The organism is Flavobacterium sp. K77, assembly GCF_021608205.1.
Taxonomy (GTDB): domain Bacteria; phylum Bacteroidota; class Bacteroidia; order Flavobacteriales; family Flavobacteriaceae; genus Flavobacterium; species Flavobacterium turcicum.
This window is the reverse complement of record NZ_JAKIHO010000001.1, coordinates 306,857-325,677: the sequence shown is the minus strand read 5'-3', so window position 1 is coordinate 325,677 and position 18,821 is coordinate 306,857. Positions and strand designations below refer to the sequence as shown.

Below are 18,821 nucleotides of genomic sequence, written 5' to 3'. Positions count from 1 at the left end.
CAAGTCTAAAACATTTTCTTTTCGGTTAAATACTTCCAATAGCGCTTTGGAACGTGTTGTACGTGGAGCTTAGTATTTTTGCGTTCTTTTATATTGCTATGGTCAAAATATTCCCACCACAATTTTTGATAATTGATTTCAGTATCCGAGAATATTTGGTTGTTTTTATCGTCTAATGATTTAATATCGAGGTCCATCATCACAATTTCGACATCATTTAAATCGTAATACACCCCATATTTGCGGCGCAAATCATAAATAATCCATTTTTGATCTTGGTATCGGTTTTTAAAATGCCTTATGATTAAAGTTAATACATCAAAATCTGGATCAATTTTTGCAAAATAAATACCATCTTTCAATTCTTCGAACCGAATAAAAGCTTCCATTCGATGTTTCTCCCGACCTACATTTTTAGTAAGTTGCGAAATTTGGAGCACACTATCATTCGAAAAATTCTTCATCACGTTGACTGTAGGATTTTGAACGGCATAATTAATAACGTCAAAAATAACATCTTCAACACCCGTTTTTTCAGATAAAAAAGCCCAAATAATGCACCTAACGCAGTCACTACCCAGTTGTGCTTGTAATTTTTTCATCACCCGATCTGATTTGGAAACATCGGTAATAATTTCAATCTTTTCGGCAAATAAATGCTGTTGCTGCTCGTCTTTTTTTATGATTTTAGGGTTTAGATATTTGAATTCAAAAATCTCGAAAACGGCAGTCAATAAACCCTCAAAAGTATTATCGTAAGAAAGTTGCGTCATTGAGTAGTGATAATTGATTATCAAATGGCTTTTCGAACTTAGATTTCATATCCCCGAGGATTATTTCTTTTAAATTCAAGGCGTTCAAGAATTTCAAATGGGTATTCTCGTTGCTTACTGAAATAAAATATTTAGCTCTATTTACCGAAACGCCTATTTTTTTAAGGTGTTCCATTGTCAAGTTTTGGAAACGTCTGGCATATACAATTTTATGTGCCGATTTTACGCCAATTCCTGGAACGCGCAAAATCATTTCTAGCGGCGCATGCTGAATTATTACTGGAAATTGGGTAATGTTTCGCAACGCCCAACCCATTTTTGGATCGACTTCTAAATCAAGAAACGGATTGTTTTTTTCGAGAATTTCATTGGCTTTAAAGCCATAAAAGCGCATCAGCCAATCGGCTTGATAGAGTCTGTTTTCGCGAACCAACGGCACTTGTGCGCCTATTGCCGGCAAACGAGCATCATTAGAAACGGGTACATAACCCGAATAATAAACACGTTTGAGATTAAAATTATTGTAAAAATGATCTGCAACCTGAATGATTTGAAAATCATTTTCCTGCGTAGCGCCAACTATTACTTGCGTGCTTTGGCCGGCCGGAGCATATTTAGGAGTGCTTTTGAATTTTTTCTTTTCTTCTTTGTATTGTATCAGCTCATTTTTTACAAAACGCATCGGCTTGATCATATCCTGATGGTTTTTATCTGGAGCCAGTAATTTTAGTCCAGATTCCGTTGGGATTTCGAGATTCATACTCAATCTATCCGCATATAAACCTGCTTCACGCATCAACTCATCACTGGCGCCAGGAATGCTTTTTAGGTGAATATATCCGTTAAAATTATGTTCTAAACGTAATTTTTTGGCCACCCTAACCAAGCGTTCCATGGTATAATCGGCATTTTTAAAAATTCCAGAACTTAAAAACAAGCCTTCGATGTAGTTTCTTCGGTAAAAATTAATCGTCAAATCAACTACCTCATCAACCGTAAATGCAGCACGCTGAATGTCATTACTGCTTCGGGTAACGCAATACGCACAATCAAAAATACAGAAATTTGTAAGTAGAATTTTAAGCAAAGAAACACACCTGCCGTCTTCTGTATAGGTATGACATATTCCTGTTGAGGAGGAATCACCCAAACCTTTGCCAGTATTTTTTCTGTTGCCGCCACTAGAGGAACATGACACGTCATATTTAGCCGCATCTGCGAGGATTTCTAGCTTTTCTTTAAGTTTATCGAAGTTCAAATTTGCTGTTTTTTTCTAGAATAAGAAGGACAAAGTTAGCTATAATTAAAATTCTTACTGTTTTATTTTGAGTTAATTAACACTTTAAAAAAAGTAATGACAAGTGCAACAAGACATTACAAATAGTACTATTTTTACAAAAAAACGCCGATGCTTTTTACCTTTGGATTTTACAGTTCCGTTTTACTTATTTCGTTTACACAAGGAGTTGTTTACAGCGTTTTGTTACTTGCAAAAGCTATCAAAACCGACAATAAATCGAATTATTGGCTGAGTTTTTTCATTTTTCTGTGTAGCCTCTATATTGCACCTTGGATGCTTGGTTTTGCAGGCTGGTATGACAATCAACCCTATCGCGATATTTTATTTTATATTCCTTTTCAACATCTTTTATGGATAGGTCCAATCATCTTTTTTTACACTCAAAGTTTATTGAATCCCTCATTTAAATTTTCGAAAAAAGAGGCACTTCATATTTTGCCAGGATTACTGTATCTTATTTACATTATTGCTATTTGGATTTACGACAAATTCATTTTTGGTGATTATTATTTTTACGAAAACGGAATGGACAAAGACTTCGAGGAATGGTATCAAAAATTAGGTTTACTCTCGATGATTGTATACTTTATTTTGAGTATCCGATATTACAATGTTTACAAAAGACTCATGTTTCAAGTAGTGAGTTATGCCGATTCGGTTTTGTTTAAATGGATTCAAACGTATTTGATTGCTTTTTTAGTGATGTTGCTTTTACCACTTGTTTTTGATGGTGTTGAATACTTTTTACCAGAGATGAAGTCGTATCAAGGTAGTTGGTGGTTTTATCTTTCTTTCTCGATTGTGATGTACTACATTGCTATTACGGGATATTCTAATCCTACAAATGCTACGATACCGTTTAAAATGTCATTTTTTGACAAAAGTCCCATTCTTTTATTGCATAGCAGCAGTATAGGTAATTTGGAAACGAGCATTGACATTCAATACGAGACGGTAGAAGAGACTGTTTCGCCCGAAACGGAACATTGGAAATCTAAAATAGAAACCTTAATTCAGGCTGAAAAACTCTATCAAAATCCCGAATTAACACTTACTGATTTGGCAAAAAAATTAGAAACCAACGCCTCTGTTATTTCCAAAACGATCAATCAAGGTTTTCAAATGAACTTTAATGATTACATCAATAATTTCAGAATTGAAGCGGTAAAATTCAGTTTGTCAAATGGCGAACACAAAAAATCAACCTTGCTAGGAATTGCTTTTGATTGCGGCTTTAACTCGAAAGCTACTTTTAATCGAGCTTTCAAGAAAAACACAGGTAAAACTCCGAAAGAATACACCACTGAATAAGGTTTGAGTACAATCCAAATACAACTACTTACTCGGCATCAAACCGCTCAATAGTATTTTTTATAAACTGTTTTTCGTAATGTCGATTACGTCTATTCTTTTTTTCTGTGGCTCTCTTGGCGAGACGTTTATCAGAAACTATTTCATTCAATCGGTTTAAATCATCAAGGTGACTGATGTCATTTAGGGAATTCCTTTTCATAATTCGATATTGTTAAAAGTTCAGGAATTTATTGTTTGATTTTATTTTCCAAAATGTAACTGCTCTTGAATATAAAAGTACATAGTCTACAAAAATGTTTCCCTACAACAAGCGTTAAATTTGAATCTACTTTCTACTTAAGAAGTGCATTTATCAACTATAATTCAAAATCAAGAATAACAACAAAGTTTTTTGCTCAAAAATAGTCGAAAACAATATTATCAGCATTTACAATACTTCACAGCTGAATTAAACTAGTCTCAAATCATAATTTGAAGCGATTGGTGCTGATTTATGGCGCAACTTTGCCCTGTTATTAATCACTAAAAAACTAATTATGAAAAAATTAATCTTGGCAATTACGTTGATATTAACTTCAACTTTTGCACACGCACAACTACAAGGATCCGGAAAAACGATCACTAAAAATTACAACTACAAAAATTTCGACAAGCTTTCTTTTGAAGATTTAGATGGAACTATTGAGGTAGAAATTGGAAAAACTTGGAGCATTGCTATAACAATCGATGACAATTTGGAACGTCTTTTGACTTTTTTAGAAAACGTTTCAGATAAAGAGCTAAAAATTCAATTCAAAGGAAACCAAAACAACAAAATGTATGTTGAAGATACCAATCTAAAAATAAAAATCACGATGCCAGAGGCAAGTGTCATCAAAAACGTTGGCAACAGTAATTTAACCGTGAAAAATGTTTTGGGTCGTTATTTTAGATTAGAAAACACCGGAAATGGAGAAAGTAAAATTAGCGGAACGATAGATGATTTAGATATTGTTAAAGTGGGAAATGGCGATGTAAACGCAGAGAATCTAGTTGCTAAAAAAGCCGATTTAAAAAGCACTGGAAACGGAAATATAACTGCCAATGTCATTGAAAAACTTACTGCAAAATTAACTGGAAACGGAGATGTCATTAACAAAGGAAAAGCCCAATTTGATTCTAATTCGAAAAAATCAGGTAATGGCGATTTGATTGTTAATTAATGAAAAGTTCAATGGCAATGGCAATGTTCAATAGCAATTTCAAAATTCAATATAAATATCAATAAGAAAATCAAAAAATACAACATTATGAAACTACTTACCAAAATCACTAAACCTGTTTTGTTACCACATTGGTCACAAGATCTATTTATTACTATTCCGCGAATTGTTTGTGGGTACTTGCTGGCTTTTAACTTTGGAGCCGATAAATTTGGAATGCCTTGGTCACCCGTTGATGCTAATTTAGGATTGTTTGAAGTCGCTTTTTGGTTTCCCGGTGATGTGGCAAATTATGGTGGGGTTTTTGCCATTGCTCCAGCTTTTTTTGCTTGGATGGGCGCTTTTGCGGAAGCTGTTGGCGGATTGCTATTGTTATTTGGATTTCAAACTCGTATTGCTTCTTTCTTAGTAATTTGTACCATGCTGGTTGCCATATTTATGCAACAAATACAAAATGGATTGTGGAATTGCCTTGCCGCCATGGGATTCCTTTGGGTAGCGATGTTCTTTTTAATACTAGGTTCAGGACGATTTGGAATTGATTATTTACTAACTAAAAACAAAGCTTAATTATGAAAACTAAAACGATATTTCTAGCACTTTTACTTTCTTTATTCTTGACAAATTGCGTTCAAAAAACCTATAAAAAAATCGTTGTTTTTACTTTGGATGCATCCGAAATGAAAAATGTAAAAAAAGTAGCCATTCGTGGAAAAGACAAACCATTATCTTGGGGTGAAGCTACCGAAATGAAATTGAATACTGCCAATAACACCTATCAAATAACAACCACAATTGTTACCGGTTATAAATTTACAGAAGTAAAATTTGTGGTTAATGACAGTTTAGAATTTGAAAATGAAGACAACCGCAGGGTCGTTTTCTCTGAAAAAGACACTACGTATTACAAAGCGAAGTTTAATAAAAGATAAATAATCAATATCTTAGAGAAACAATTTAAAGTTGAATTATGAAAAATATTGCAATCCTTGTACTATTTACAATGTGCCAAATCAGTTTTGCACAAACAAAACAATTTGATGAGATTGTAAAGTATTATCACTCGCAAAAAAACTTCAACGGAACTGTTCTAGTAGCTTCTAACGGCAAAATCGACTTTTTGAAAGAAATAGGAATTGCTAATAGACAATCGGGTAACGTGATAAAAGCTGATTCTAAATTCAAAATTTTATCGATAACCAAAACTTTTACTGCTGTTTTAATTTTGCAACTATACCAAGAACGAAAGCTTGATTTAAAAGCAACTTTTGGAAAGTATTTTCCAAAGTACAAAGGCGAAGCAAAAGACAAAGTTACCATTGAAAATTTACTGACTTACAGTTCCGGAATTCCTAATCTTGCCGATAAACTTGATTTGAAAACCTACCAATTGCCGCTATCTATTGATGACTATATTGACACTTATTGTAGCAATAAACTAGATACAATTCCCGGAAAAAAAAGCGCGTACAATAATGGTGACTATATGATTTTACATAAAATTATCGAAAACATTACCGGAAAATCATTTGAAAAAAATTTGGAAGAAAGAATTTTAAAACCGCTACAAATGCAAAACACCAATATGTTAAAATCAACGGATATCATTTCGGGATTGGTAGATTCATATACCATTGATGAAAAAACAACTGAATTCAAAAATGACGAACCTTACTATATAGAAAACTTTTTTGGATCGGGTGCAATGTATTCCACTGTAGAAGATTTATTAAAATTTGAAACTGCCATTTTCAACCATAAGTTACTTTCAAAAAATACTACCGAAATCATGATTGCGCCAAATAGAGAGCTTGACAACGTTGCCTTTGGATTTTGGTTTGCCGATGGATATGGTGTTTTCGATACTAAATTTGTATATCGTCCCGGCGGAATTTTGGGTTCCAATACCAATTGGATTCATACGCTCGACAACAACAAAAGCATTATCGTTTTTAGCAATACCAATGCGACAAATCTTTATGAAATTTCCGAACAATTGTATTTAGTTTGCAAAGGCAAAAAAAGTACAATTACCAATTTGAAAAAATAAAATCTTTGGAGGTTACGGAACTGCCCAAAAACTATCTTGCAAAACACTGTTTTCATAAAAGAAATTAGCTTTTCTGTTGCCAGTAAAGTCGAGGTATAAAAATTCAAGTTCATAGACGGCACAAGCGACAACCTTTAAATTTTCTTTAAAAATATCACTTTCACTATCTGTGGGCTTTAGGGACGAAAAACGTTCTTCATATCCCAAGGTTGGATGATTTGATTTTGTGTTGGGTGGTTCGAGTGTCATATAACCTAGACGAGCTTGCGGACTGGTTGCCTTCCAACGATCATTTGATAAGGCATCGTTAGTATGTAAAGCGGCACGCGCTTTCACTACAATTTGAACGCGTTGACGCGCATCGTAAAACAAGAGTGAAATGCGATTGTCTTTTTGTAAATCATAACATTTTCGGGAGCGATTGTCTGTGTGGAAGTAGATGTTTTTCTGAATCTCATCAACTTTTCTGTTTACAACAATTCGTAAAGCGGCGGTGTTGTTTTCATTTATGGTACCAACGCACATGGTTCGGAAACCGTTTTTTTTCTTGACTGAACCGTTGACTAATTTTTTCCAAGCTAGTTTTTCTAGCTCTTGTAAGTTATACGGAGTGTCGTTTATGGTAATAGAATCTTGTGGTGAAGTAGGCATAAATAGTTGGTATAAAAGTTCAAATGTAACTGCAAGATGCTCTTGTAAATACGAGCAAAAATACAATAAGAAAGACCCCAAATGAGAATTGCTAAAAAATTAAATTTCAATTGCAGTAACATTAGGCATTGTTCAATCTCTCATAAAAAACTTTTAGCCTATATTTGCAAATTAATTGACTCTTAGTGGGGTTTTGCGTGAGGGATAGCAGCGGCATCCTTTTGTGAAGTGCTAACGGAACAAAAGATAGAGCGCATAGCCCGACGGCTTTTTCTGCCGGCACGCCCACAAGCTGACAAGCAAATTTATTGATATTTACTGAAAATGAAACATATAAGAAATTTTTGCATTATTGCACATATTGATCACGGAAAAAGTACGCTTGCGGACCGTTTACTAGGTGCTACACAAACTGTTACTGCTCGTGAAGAAAAGGCGCAGTTGCTTGACAATATGGACTTGGAGCGTGAACGTGGTATTACTATTAAAAGTCACGCCATTCAGATGGAGTACACCTACAAGGGTGAAGAATACATCTTGAACTTGATTGACACTCCGGGACACGTTGATTTTTCGTATGAAGTTTCTCGATCTATTGCGGCTTGCGAAGGTGCGCTTTTGATTGTGGATGCTGCGCAAAGTATTCAGGCACAAACGATTTCAAATTTATATCTGGCTTTAGAAAACGACTTGGAAATTATTCCGGTTTTGAACAAAGTAGATTTGCCAAGCGCCAATCCTGAAGAGGTGAGTGATGATATTATTGACTTATTGGGTTGCGACCTAGAGGATATTATTCACGCCTCTGGAAAAACTGGTTTTGGTGTCGAAAATATATTAGCAGCTATTATTGAAAAAATACCTGCTCCAAAAGGAAATGTTGACGAGCCTTTGCAAGCTTTGATTTTTGACTCTCATTACAACCCGTTTAGAGGTATTGAGGTTATTTTTAGAGTAGTAAATGGTGAAATTAGAAAAGGGCAAAAAATTAAATTCATGGCTACTGGCAATGAATATTTTGCTGACGAAATAGGTACTTTGAAACTCAATCAAGTGCCAAAACAAGTGATTTCAGCAGGTGATGTTGGATACTTAATTTCTGGAATTAAAGAGGCGAAAGAAGTAAAAGTAGGTGATACACTTACGGATGCAAAAACACCAACAACAAATATGATCACGGGTTTTGAGGATGTAAAACCAATGGTTTTTGCTGGTATTTATCCTGTTGATACAGAGGATTACGAAGATTTGCGTGCCTCAATGGAAAAACTACAACTGAACGATGCTTCTCTTGTATTTTCAGCTGAGAGTTCAGCAGCTTTAGGTTTTGGTTTCCGTTGCGGATTCTTAGGAATGTTACACATGGAAATTATTCAGGAGCGTTTAGAACGTGAATTTAACATGACTGTAATCACTACCGTTCCTAACGTTTCGTACTTGGCATATACCAAGAAAGAACCTGATACAGCAATCATTGTAAACAACCCAAGTGACTTACCGGAGGCTACAAAATTAGACCGTGTTGAAGAGCCTTACATCAAAGCTACTATCATCACCAAAGCTGACTTTGTGGGGAACGTAATGAGTTTGTGTATTGAAAAGCGTGGACAAATTACCAATCAAACCTATTTGACAACGGAGCGTGTTGAATTGAATTTTGACATGCCACTAGCTGAAATCGTATTTGATTTTTATGATAGGCTAAAAACGGTTTCCAAAGGATATGCTTCATTTGATTATTCTCCGATAGGATTGAGAGAATCTAAACTTGTAAAAATGGATATTTTGCTAAATGCAAATCAATTAGATGCGCTTTCAGCCTTGATTCACGCAGATAACGCCTATACCATTGGTAAAAAAATGTGTGAAAAATTGCGAGAATTAATTCCAAGACAACAATTTGAAATCCCAATACAAGCCTCAATTGGTGCTAAAATTATCGCTCGTGAAACAATCAAAGCATTGCGTAAAGACGTTACCGCCAAATGTTACGGTGGAGATATTTCACGTAAACGTAAATTATTAGAAAAACAGAAAAAAGGTAAAAAACGTATGCGCCAAGTAGGGAACGTTGAAATTCCGCAAGAAGCATTTATGGCGGTTCTTAAACTGAATGACTAATTTTTTTAGAAAAAAGAATATAGAACAAAGAACATAGAGAAAACCTGACGATGAAAATTGTCAGGTTTTTTGTTTATAATTTTCTTTTAATTCAATAAAATTGACTGAAATACTATTGTTTTATCAAAACATACTTACCATAAGGCAAACTAAATCTTTTGAGCTCTGCGGTTGCGGCTTCATAAGCCTGACTAGTATTAATAAACTCGGCTATTATTTTTGCAACCCCATTTTCTTGGACTACGCGTACAATAAAGTTGGCCTGAGGGCCATTAAAACGGTCTCGGGTTGGTTCATAGAATGTAAAAATTAATCTTTTGTCATCTGTACCACATTCAGGGCATTTGGGATACGATTGTTTATTTATTCGAGCACTACTTTGTAAATTGTATTTAAAAGGGTTTTGGCTGTTGAGCAACAATGCAGGTAGTGTATTGACCATTTCGATACCATTTTCTATATACTTGTATTCGCCTACTAAGTAGTCCTCATAATAATGCAACCCACCACCAGATTCTTCATAGGACATAGGTATTTGTTTGAATTGTACAGTTAATAGAGTAGCCCCATTTGTATATTTCCAAGTACCAATAAACTGCTGCTGAAAATTGTCAATATCTTTATAATAAGCGTTGTGAGTTTCTGCAAATTCTAGGTTGCCATATCTAGGTAAAATAGGGGTCTGTGCTTTACAACCTAAAGCTATTACAAGGATTAATAGGCATAGTACTTTTTTCATGATAATGTGTTTTTATTTAATTACAAGGGATTGCTTTTACTTCTTTTGTTGTTGGGTCATAGTCAAGCTCATTCCAGCTACTACAATCACTATTGCCCTCATAGAGCCCAACGCCCATGTTGTATTTACTTAAAAGTGACAGAAAATCTTTCATAATATTAGATAGCGAGGCAGTTGCACCCCTTTCTTCCTGTTTATCTACCAATTCTTTAGCAAATGTGTAGTATTTTAGCTTGCCTTTGCTGTCAAGGGTATTTATTGCCTTAGTGAACTTGTCCCAATCTTTGATTTTGATAATAAAAGTACTACTTCCAGATGACTTAGAAGGATCTTTTACAGCAACTGATACAAAATATATGGCATTTGCTAATGGTGGCACATCACGGTTTGCATTGTCATGTTTGATCTTAAATGAAAATAAGCTCATAACATCCGCAGGAGAAAACATGGGTACACCTGCCATTGAGGCTGGATCCGTATGGTTGTGCATAGCTCCAACAAAATCACCTCCCATATATTTTGTGATATCAACTTTATTTGGGCTATCCGCACTTACTGGAAGTACTTGTCCTGCTTGCAAGATATTAGAATTTGGAAATGTTTTCACTGAAACACCTGACTCAGTAGGATTTCCAGCTTTAGTTTCTAAATTTTGTAAGCTTAACTTAAGTGAATAATTAGATGACAGCTTAGCTAATTCTTTGCAAGGATCCTCCTCGGTAACTTTCGGCATTACCGGAGAAGTAATAACATTGCCATCTGCATCAACTAAACCAGGTTCGTTATAAACAGGCTCATTATAAGGAGGTTGTGTATGCGTATTATCATTTGGTGGCATATAACCAGGATCTAAATTTCCGTCGCCACCACCACCACCGGGATTAGGTTGATTTGGCTGTGGATATCCAGATGATGAACCAACTCCTCCACTGGTAGAACCAGTACCAGTATCCGCACATAACACTTCTACAGTTTTAACATATAAATAACGAATATTTTTACACTCACTGGTTGCTGAATGTGAGGGACCAGCTCCTCCAGACCAACTTTCATAACACATTAAAACATCAATTGAACAACTTGATTCTGCTACTTTAGCAGATAATGATTTATTTGAATTCTTGTTCTGATATTTACTTTTGAAGATTTTGCCAGCAAATGAAAAGGAATTATGAGCTATATTTTGCTTTATATTTTCTGGAACATATTTTATGATACAAGCACTTGTATTATTTTGTTTATTTTTAAGAATTACTAAGTTCTCAAAATAAGAGATATCATTACTGTTTTTCCGCTTTATTAAAATTGTATATGATGTTATAGAATCTGTTTCAATAACTTTTACATTTTGATCAGATAAAATGAAATCTTGATAATTAATTGAAAAACTCTTTGCAGTTGATAGCGCATAACTCCGTTTTTCAAACCATTTGTTAAATTCTTTTTGATTGTATAATTCTTCAAGCGCTATTTCTTTGATATTAAGCTTCTTATTAGCAATCGCATCTTCGTATAAATCTTTTTCACAACTAAAAGATGTTAGGGCTAAAAATAAAAATACTAATAGTTTAATATAGGTTTGTTTATATATCATAATTTGTACAAAATAAACTTAAAATAAAAATAAGATTTTTTTTGTAATTATTGTATTTTCAAGGATGTTTAATGAATAATTAATTTCATTAGAAAGATTTATTGTAAACAAACCTAGCGCGCTAGATAAAAAATTGAACGAACAACTTAACTTATTTTTAAAAATCTCCCACTCATACCTCTAACCTAACGGATTTTACAGTTTTACCTATACTTCAACAACTCCATTAATCGCATTACATCTCTCACTTTAAAAAGTTGAGTTCCCACATTCATGGTAGCAGCTGATCCACAAGCAACTCCCCACTGAATAACCTCTTTTAAAGTTTTGTTTTGAGACAATGCCCATACCATACCACCCACCATACTATCGCCAGCTCCTACGGTACTTTTCTTTTCTACTTTTGGCGCTTTAACAAAATGAGTTTCGTCTTGAGAGACTAAAACGGCTCCATCAGCTCCTAGTGAGACTACAACAATTTCGGCACTTTTATTTTCAATTAATTGTTTGGCCGCTTTTTCAACCTCTGGTAATTCTAATCGTTCGGTACCAATTAATTTTGCTAATTCGCCAATGTTGGGTTTAATTAGATAAACTCCTGTTTCTAAGACTTTTTTCAGCGGTTCACCAGATGTATCAACAATAACCTTGATGTTAGAAGCTTGGGCTATTTTGGCTATTTGTTGGTAAAAACTGGAAGGTAGTCCTTCATTTAAGCTTCCGCTGATGACAAGATAATCTGTTTTTAAATCTTTTACTTTTTGCAAAATTTCATCTTGTTCGGCTGGAGACAACTCGTTTCCTGGAAAACCAAAACGGTATTGCGATTGTGTTTCGGAATCAAAAGCAATAAAATTTTCTCGTGTCCAGTTTTTCGTTCTTATCAATTCAGGTTGCAAACCTTCTTTTGTAATTAATTCTTCGAGCAATTCGCCAGAAGAACCACCAGAAGTAAAAATACATTTGGACGTACCTCCTAATTTTGCAATGGCTTTAGATACATTTATACCGCCACCACCAGCATCATAACGCGGTTTTCCACATCTAATTTTTTGCTCAGCGATAAGTCCCGTAAAATGAGTTGATTTATCCAAGGAAGGATTTATAGTTAGCGTTGTGATTGTTTTCATGAAAGATATTTTACAATCATAAAGATGCGAAAAAATCTGTGGTAATCTGTCTAATCTGTGGCAAATTATCTAAATATGGATGTATAGTAAGAGTTACGATTGTTTTCATGAAAGATGTTTTACAATCCTTAAGATTCGAAAAAATCTGTGATAATCTGTGGTAAATTATCTAAATATGGATGTATAGTAAGAGTTACGATTGTTTTCATGAAAGATGTTTTACAATCCTTAAGATTCGAAAAAATCTGTGATAATCTGTGTAATCTGTGGCAAATTATCTAAATATGGATGTATAGTAAGAGTTACGATTGCTTTCATGTAAGATGTTTTACAATCATCAAGTAATGAAAAAATCTGTGGTAACCTTTGTAATCTGTGGCAATTTATCTAGAGATGGATGTATAGTAAGAGTTGCGATTGTTTTCATAAAGGTTATTTTATAATAATAAAGAAGCTATAAAATCTGTGTAATCTGTGTAATCTGTGGCAAGAAAACTTTGTACCTTTGCAAAATGATAGAAGATAAAAATCCACAACGTACAAGTATAGCTCAATTAGGAGAATTTGGCCTAATTGATCATTTGACTAAAAATTTTGAAATCAACCAATCATCTACCTTAAAAGGGATTGGCGATGATGCAGCCGTTTTAGACTTCAAGGACAAAAAAGTTGTTGTTTCAACCGATTTATTGATTGAAGGAGTACATTTTGATTTGGCATATATGCCCTTAAAACATTTGGGATATAAAGCTGTTGTAGTCAATGTTTCGGATATTTGCGCTATGAATGCCAAAGCAACACAAATCACTGTTTCGGTTGCCGTTTCCAATAGATTCCCGCTAGAAGCTTTAGAAGAATTGTTTGCTGGTATTACACATGCCGCAACCGAATATAATATTGATGTAATTGGTGGTGACACCACATCCTCTCAAAAAGGATTAATCATTAGTATTACTGCCATCGGAGAAGCAAACGAAGATGAAATTGTATATCGTAATGGTGCTAAAGAAACCGATTTACTAGTTGTTACAGGAGATATTGGCGCTGCCTACATGGGATTACAAGTTTTGGAACGTGAGAAACAAGTTTTTCAAGTGAACCCAAATTCACAACCTGATTTAGACGCTTATACTTATCTTATTGAACGTCAATTAAAGCCTGAAGCACGCAAAGATGTTCGTACATTACTGCATGCACTTGAAGTAAAACCTACGGCTATGATTGATATTTCAGACGGACTTTCCTCTGAGATTATGCACATTTGTAAACAGTCAAAAGTAGGTTGTAATTTATACGAAGACAAATTACCTATTGATCCGCAGTTTATCAATATTTGCGAAGAGTTTAATATTGATAGCACCACTGTTGCCATTAACGGAGGTGAAGATTACGAATTGCTATTTACGATCTCGATTCAAGATTTTGAGAAAATAAAAGCCAATCCAAATTTTACTATCATCGGTCACATGACCCAAGAAAGTGAAGGAATTCATTTAATTACTCGCGCAAACACAAAGATCCCTCTAAAAGCGCGTGGTTGGGATGCTATTAGTGAATAGACAAAACTAAAAAACGACACCAAAAGTGTCGTTTTTTTTATTTTAAAATAATAATCCTTTGTTTTTAGCTTCTACGACTAAGGCGCTGTAGTCGTTGTATTCAACACGTAAAAGCTCTTTTAAGTTTACAATACGACGCTCAATAGCCCCCACCGATATCGGAATATATTGCACCATGTTTATAATACTTGTGCCTTTTGAAAGATGAAATAAAATTTGTTCGTCAAATTGATCAATTTCAATAGCATCAACCTCTGCTAAGTTAAGCATTTTAACAACTGATTCACTGTAGTAATTATCGTTGTTTATAATTTTATCAAAAGCAAAAATTAATTCATCAAATGTCAAATCATTTTTGATAACCAGTCCAGCAGGATTGATTGTATTAATAATCGTTTTTATTTTTAATAATTCCGTGTACATGGTCAACAAAATTATTTTACAATCTGGCATCGTATCCAAGATTAATTTGGCAACATCCTCGCCTGAGTAGATTTGTTTTTCCTCAAATGCAGGCATACTAATATCTAAAAAAGCAATATCAAAAACAGGACTGTCTGGGTTTGTTATAATTTCGTATGCGGATTCGCAATCCTTAGCTTGAGTAATTAAAAAATCATATTCGTTTGGATTGTAACGTGTTATAGCATTTTTATAACCTTCAATTATAAAACGATGATCATCAACTATTAATATGTTTTGTATTTTCTTTTGTTTTTCAACCGATTCAATCTCGCTTCCCATTCTTGTTTTTATTGTATTTAAGCAATTGGCAAAGTAACCGTAACAGTAGTCCCTTGCAATTTTGCTGATTTAATATCGACAACACCCTCACACTCGTTAGTTCGGAACAAGATATTTTGCAAACCTATTCCTTTCTTAGCTGTTTTCACATTGAAACCCTTGCCGTCATCTGATATTTTCAATACCAAATGATCTTCTTCTTTCTTGAGATCGACATTAATCTTTAAAGCTTCGGCGTATTTATTTGTATTTTGCAAAATTTCTTGAATTATGCGGTACAAATTAATTTTTACAGAGTTACTAACCAACTCCCAACGAATAGTAGCATCAATATTGACTATAAATTTTGACTTATAGGTTTTCTTCTGTTCTTCAAATAAATTATTAACGATTGCAACGAAGTTATTAATTAATTCTGATTTTTCCCTATTCAAATCATGCGAAATTTCACGAATGTCCTGCTCAATATTTTTCAATTCAGCTAAATAATTGATTCTTTGAGTCATAGCTGATTCGTCTTGCTGCTTATTCAAACCATCCAGATTCATACGTACGCCAAACATTCGACCCAGTACCCCATCATGTAATTCGCGCGCAACTCTCTTTTTCTCTTCAACTCTACTAATTTCAATAGAATTTTGTTGCGAAATCATTAAATTATAAATCTCCTCATTTGCGACTTGTTGCTGTTGTTTAAATAACAGTTCTCTATTTTTTGCTTTTTGCGATTTAATTTTAAAAATTAACAATCCTAAAACACCAAGTCCTGAAAAAAGATATAGTAAATTTCTGTTTTGCTGCGCTAGTTCATTGTTTTCACTTTTAATCTCGTCTGTTTCAAACTCAATTCGGGTAAATTTATCACCCATTTTTCGTTCTGCTTTTTGAAGACTGTCATTTATCTGTATATATTCTTTAGTATAAGCCCCTGCCATTTCTGGTTTAATCGAATTAAATTGTTTAAGAACTAACAATACACTTTTAAAATTTTTAATTTTCCGTGCTAATTCCAGTGACTCCTGAGCGTATTTAATCGCCTTTAATGTATCTCTCTGTGACGCAAAAAACTCAGATAATCTCATTTTACTCACTAAAATTCCTGATTCTAACTTGAATTCTTCACGTAATTTCAATGCATTATAGAATTCTTGAGGCAAATTTGAAGTATCTCCGGTTTTAAATTTTGAGTATGCCAGATTATCTAAAAGTATGGTATATAAGGAAGGTTTATCTATGCTTAAGTTCTTTTGAGATAACCCAGATTTAAAATATTTTATTGCAATATTGTGTTTATTCATATTTTGATAAACATATCCAATATTATTTAACGACTCTGCTTCTGATTGAAAGACAGCAGGGATTTTAAACTTATCAACACTACCTAAAGCCTTGGTGTGGTACTCTAAAGATTGATTGTAATCTCCAAGTTCGTTTCTAATCAAACCTAATAGATTGTAAGCGTCAAAAACTACGTCGTTTAACTTATTGTCCCTTGCAACCCTCAACGCACTATGAACTGTAATTTCACTGCCTAGAAAATCACCTTCGTTAAATTGTAATAACGCTTTATTAATAAATGTTCTCGAAAGGTTTGCGATATCGTTACTTTTTCTATAAATCTTTTCAGCTTTAACATAGAACTTAAAAGCGCTGTCCGACATCGAATAATTACTGTAATAATCAGCTAAATAACTATATGACTTAGCAATATTTAGTGTATCATTACTGTTTTTTGATCTCTCTAAAACGGTCTCGACACTTATTTTATAATTTTGCCAATCATTAATATTGAAAAATCTGTTTGCAATCTTGAAAAGATTAACTCTGTGTAGTGAATCATTATCTTGTTTCTCAACAATTAAAAATGCCTTTTTACAATATTGCTTCCTTATACTGTTATTCAAATTTGGATTACCTGATAATGATAGATATATATTTAAACTATCTACTACCGGACTTTCGGATGAGAAGTTTTTTTTATCTCTTTTACATTGAAGCAAAAAAAGACAAACTAACAAAACAAAAACTACCTTTATTTTATTCAATTTCATAAGTGTTTGGTCAAATGTAGAAAAAGAAAATAAATAAAAAAAGGCTATCATAATTTTGATAGCCTTTAATATGTAAATATGTATTTTTTTTAATCTAACTTCTGATTTTTACCTGCTGATCCTGCTCCTACAATATCTAGTTTTTGATTTTTACCTGCTGACCCTGCTCCTACAATGTCTAATTTTTGATTTTTACCTGCTGACCCTGCTCCTACAATGTCTAACTTCTGGTTTTTTCCTGCTGATCCTGCCCCTACAATATAAAGACTCTCGCTTGTTTCATTAGCCCCTGATTCAACCTCTGCGTTAGAAGTAAAAGAAGTTAAAACCATTACTAAAGAAAATAATCCTGATACTAAAAGTGCTTTTTTCATAACCTTGGGGTTTTTATGTTTTTTGTTAGTTTTTTAATTGTTTTCGAACCATTTATCTGTTGATTCTTTTGTAAAACTAAGCAGACAATTTTACTATTTGACAGTAAAAACACCCTTTATGGTAGTTTGCACTCAAATGAAAGTGAATGACCCACAATTTTGTGTAGATGGGTACTTTTTATATTTCTAAATAATTTCCATTTGAGAAATCATTGATAATTGTATCAATATTGGACTTATAAGACTTTGAAAAAGGAAGTTTAACCGCACTATTTTTAATGTAACAAAGCGCATTACCCGTATGGATTCGTGCAATATAATTTCGGTTAATGATATAGCTATTATGAATTCTAATAAATGGACTGTTGAGCGCAGCTTCAAAATGTTTTAGGGTTTTGAAAGCCGTAATCATTTCGCCAGTATTTAAGTGTATATCCGTTGAGTTGTTATCTGCTTTTAGGTAACAAATATCATTAGTATCTATGTACCTGTAATCACCGTATGATTTGATACATAAAATTAATGGCTGATCAGCTGGGTTTTGTGCCTCATTATTGATTGTAATTATATCTTGCCTCGGTTGCGCTTTTTCAACAGAAGTAGGCGTTTCCAAAATTGATTTATTCAATTTCAAAATCAATTTCACCAAATCAATATGCTGAAGTGGCTTAATGAGATAATCAGCTACTTCGAACTTAATAGCATCAAAAGCAAAATTTTTGGTTCTGGTAGTAATTATAATTTTTGGAATAGCTTTTAGATACCGATGCAGCTCATTTATTAGTTGTAATGATAAATTACTTTTTTTACTGGCTGGATCAATTTCTAGAAAAACAAGATCAGGTTGGTGTTCTAAAATACAATTTAACCCTTCATCATAATTATTTGCAGCAGCTATAAAATTTAATTCTGGAAAACGAGAAAGCGCAGCTTTCGTTTCCAAAACACATTCGTGATGATCATCAATAATAATGTACGAATAACTCATTAACGATTTTCCTAAAACAAATAGGACCTGCAAATTAATTTATAAAGCCATTTCGACTTTCGAAAATTTGATAAATAGGGTAATTTTGGGAAACTAATTAAACAAGAATCACTTATTTAACAGTCTAAAAATAAGCAAATAACAATTTTATTAAAGATCTTGTTAATATGTTCTTAACAAATGTTGACACATAAAGATGAACTACAAATAAATCCGATAAAATACATATTT

18 protein-coding genes are annotated in these 18,821 nt (G+C 33.5%); 7 read left to right on the top strand and 11 right to left on the bottom strand.

Features of this window, described 5'->3' with window-relative positions; genetic code table 11:
• Positions 1–5: 5 nt before the first annotated feature.
• Both L1S34_RS01485 and L1S34_RS01480 read right to left on the bottom strand, forming a co-directional pair.
• Complete coding sequence (locus L1S34_RS01485; RefSeq protein WP_236362372.1) at positions 6–773, bottom strand: TIGR03915 family putative DNA repair protein; 768 nt, start codon at positions 771–773, stop codon at positions 6–8.
• Positions 751–2,031, bottom strand: coding sequence for a putative DNA modification/repair radical SAM protein (locus L1S34_RS01480; RefSeq protein ID WP_236362370.1), 1,281 nt, complete (start codon positions 2,029–2,031; stop codon positions 751–753). The genes L1S34_RS01485 and L1S34_RS01480 overlap by 23 nt, the downstream gene beginning before the upstream one ends.
• A 150-nt stretch (positions 2,032–2,181) precedes the next feature.
• On the opposite strand from L1S34_RS01480, the gene L1S34_RS01475 reads away from it, so the two are divergent.
• Positions 2,182–3,384 carry a helix-turn-helix domain-containing protein gene (locus tag L1S34_RS01475; protein WP_236362368.1) on the top strand — a complete coding sequence of 401 codons (1,203 nt, stop codon included), beginning with the start codon at positions 2,182–2,184 and terminating at the stop codon, positions 3,382–3,384.
• A 28-nt stretch (positions 3,385–3,412) separates the two neighbouring features.
• On the opposite strand, the gene L1S34_RS01470 is transcribed toward L1S34_RS01475, so the two are convergent.
• Positions 3,413–3,586, bottom strand: coding sequence for a hypothetical protein (locus tag L1S34_RS01470; RefSeq protein WP_166132814.1), 174 nt, complete (start codon positions 3,584–3,586; stop codon positions 3,413–3,415).
• A 337-nt stretch (positions 3,587–3,923) separates the two neighbouring features.
• Here L1S34_RS01470 and L1S34_RS01465 point away from each other — a divergent pair, with 337 nt between their 5' ends.
• From L1S34_RS01465 to L1S34_RS01450, 4 genes are all read left to right on the top strand, one after another.
• Positions 3,924–4,589 carry a GIN domain-containing protein gene (locus tag L1S34_RS01465; RefSeq protein ID WP_236362366.1) on the top strand — a complete coding sequence of 222 codons (666 nt, stop codon included), beginning with the start codon at positions 3,924–3,926 and terminating at the stop codon, positions 4,587–4,589.
• 87 nt (positions 4,590–4,676) lie between these two features.
• Positions 4,677–5,159, top strand: coding sequence for a DoxX family protein (locus L1S34_RS01460; RefSeq protein WP_236362364.1), 483 nt, complete (start codon positions 4,677–4,679; stop codon positions 5,157–5,159).
• 2 nt (positions 5,160–5,161) lie between these two features.
• On the top strand, positions 5,162–5,521 hold the full coding sequence (locus tag L1S34_RS01455; RefSeq protein ID WP_236362362.1) for a hypothetical protein: 360 nt from the start codon (positions 5,162–5,164) through the stop codon (positions 5,519–5,521).
• A 38-nt stretch (positions 5,522–5,559) separates the two neighbouring features.
• On the top strand, positions 5,560–6,639 hold the full coding sequence (locus tag L1S34_RS01450; RefSeq protein ID WP_236362360.1) for a serine hydrolase domain-containing protein: 1,080 nt from the start codon (positions 5,560–5,562) through the stop codon (positions 6,637–6,639).
• 12 nt (positions 6,640–6,651) lie between these two features.
• On the opposite strand, the gene L1S34_RS01445 is transcribed toward L1S34_RS01450, so the two are convergent.
• Positions 6,652–7,290, bottom strand: a complete 639-nt coding sequence (locus L1S34_RS01445; protein ID WP_236362359.1) for a pyridoxamine 5'-phosphate oxidase family protein — start codon at positions 7,288–7,290, stop codon at positions 6,652–6,654.
• Between the two features lie 324 nt (positions 7,291–7,614).
• On the opposite strand from L1S34_RS01445, the gene lepA reads away from it, so the two are divergent.
• Entirely contained in the window at positions 7,615–9,411 is a 1,797-nt protein-coding gene (gene lepA / locus L1S34_RS01440) for a translation elongation factor 4 (protein WP_236362357.1), read from the top strand.
• A gap of 112 nt (positions 9,412–9,523) precedes the next feature.
• Here lepA and L1S34_RS01435 read toward each other — a convergent pair whose 3' ends face one another.
• The 3 genes from L1S34_RS01435 to L1S34_RS01425 form a co-directional block, all read right to left on the bottom strand.
• Positions 9,524–10,150, bottom strand: coding sequence for a DUF6705 family protein (locus L1S34_RS01435; protein ID WP_236362355.1), 627 nt, complete (start codon positions 10,148–10,150; stop codon positions 9,524–9,526).
• 16 nt (positions 10,151–10,166) lie between these two features.
• On the bottom strand, positions 10,167–11,744 hold the full coding sequence (locus tag L1S34_RS01430; RefSeq protein WP_236362353.1) for a hypothetical protein: 1,578 nt from the start codon (positions 11,742–11,744) through the stop codon (positions 10,167–10,169).
• Between the two features lie 203 nt (positions 11,745–11,947).
• On the bottom strand, positions 11,948–12,874 hold the full coding sequence (locus tag L1S34_RS01425) for a 1-phosphofructokinase family hexose kinase (RefSeq protein ID WP_236362352.1): 927 nt from the start codon (positions 12,872–12,874) through the stop codon (positions 11,948–11,950).
• Positions 12,875–13,386: 512 nt separating this feature from the next.
• Here L1S34_RS01425 and thiL point away from each other — a divergent pair.
• A complete protein-coding gene (thiL, locus tag L1S34_RS01420; RefSeq protein WP_236362350.1) occupies positions 13,387–14,433 on the top strand; it encodes a thiamine-phosphate kinase in 1,047 nt (348 codons plus the stop codon).
• 42 nt (positions 14,434–14,475) lie between these two features.
• On the opposite strand, the gene L1S34_RS01415 is transcribed toward thiL, so the two are convergent.
• The 4 genes from L1S34_RS01415 to L1S34_RS01400 all read right to left on the bottom strand — a co-directional run bounded on the left by L1S34_RS01415 (position 14,476) and on the right by L1S34_RS01400 (position 18,590).
• Positions 14,476–15,177, bottom strand: coding sequence for a response regulator (locus L1S34_RS01415; protein ID WP_236362348.1), 702 nt, complete (start codon positions 15,175–15,177; stop codon positions 14,476–14,478).
• Positions 15,178–15,194: 17 nt separating this feature from the next.
• Positions 15,195–17,279 carry a tetratricopeptide repeat-containing sensor histidine kinase gene (locus L1S34_RS01410; RefSeq protein ID WP_236362347.1) on the bottom strand — a complete coding sequence of 695 codons (2,085 nt, stop codon included), beginning with the start codon at positions 17,277–17,279 and terminating at the stop codon, positions 15,195–15,197.
• Between the two features lie 38 nt (positions 17,280–17,317).
• The gene (locus L1S34_RS01405) at positions 17,318–17,602 is read right to left on the bottom strand and encodes a 3-oxoacyl-ACP reductase (RefSeq protein ID WP_236362344.1); all 285 of its coding nucleotides are present in this window, start codon (positions 17,600–17,602) and stop codon (positions 17,318–17,320) included.
• A 178-nt stretch (positions 17,603–17,780) separates the two neighbouring features.
• On the bottom strand, positions 17,781–18,590 hold the full coding sequence (locus L1S34_RS01400; RefSeq protein WP_236362342.1) for a LytR/AlgR family response regulator transcription factor: 810 nt from the start codon (positions 18,588–18,590) through the stop codon (positions 17,781–17,783).
• Positions 18,591–18,821: the final 231 nt, after the last annotated feature.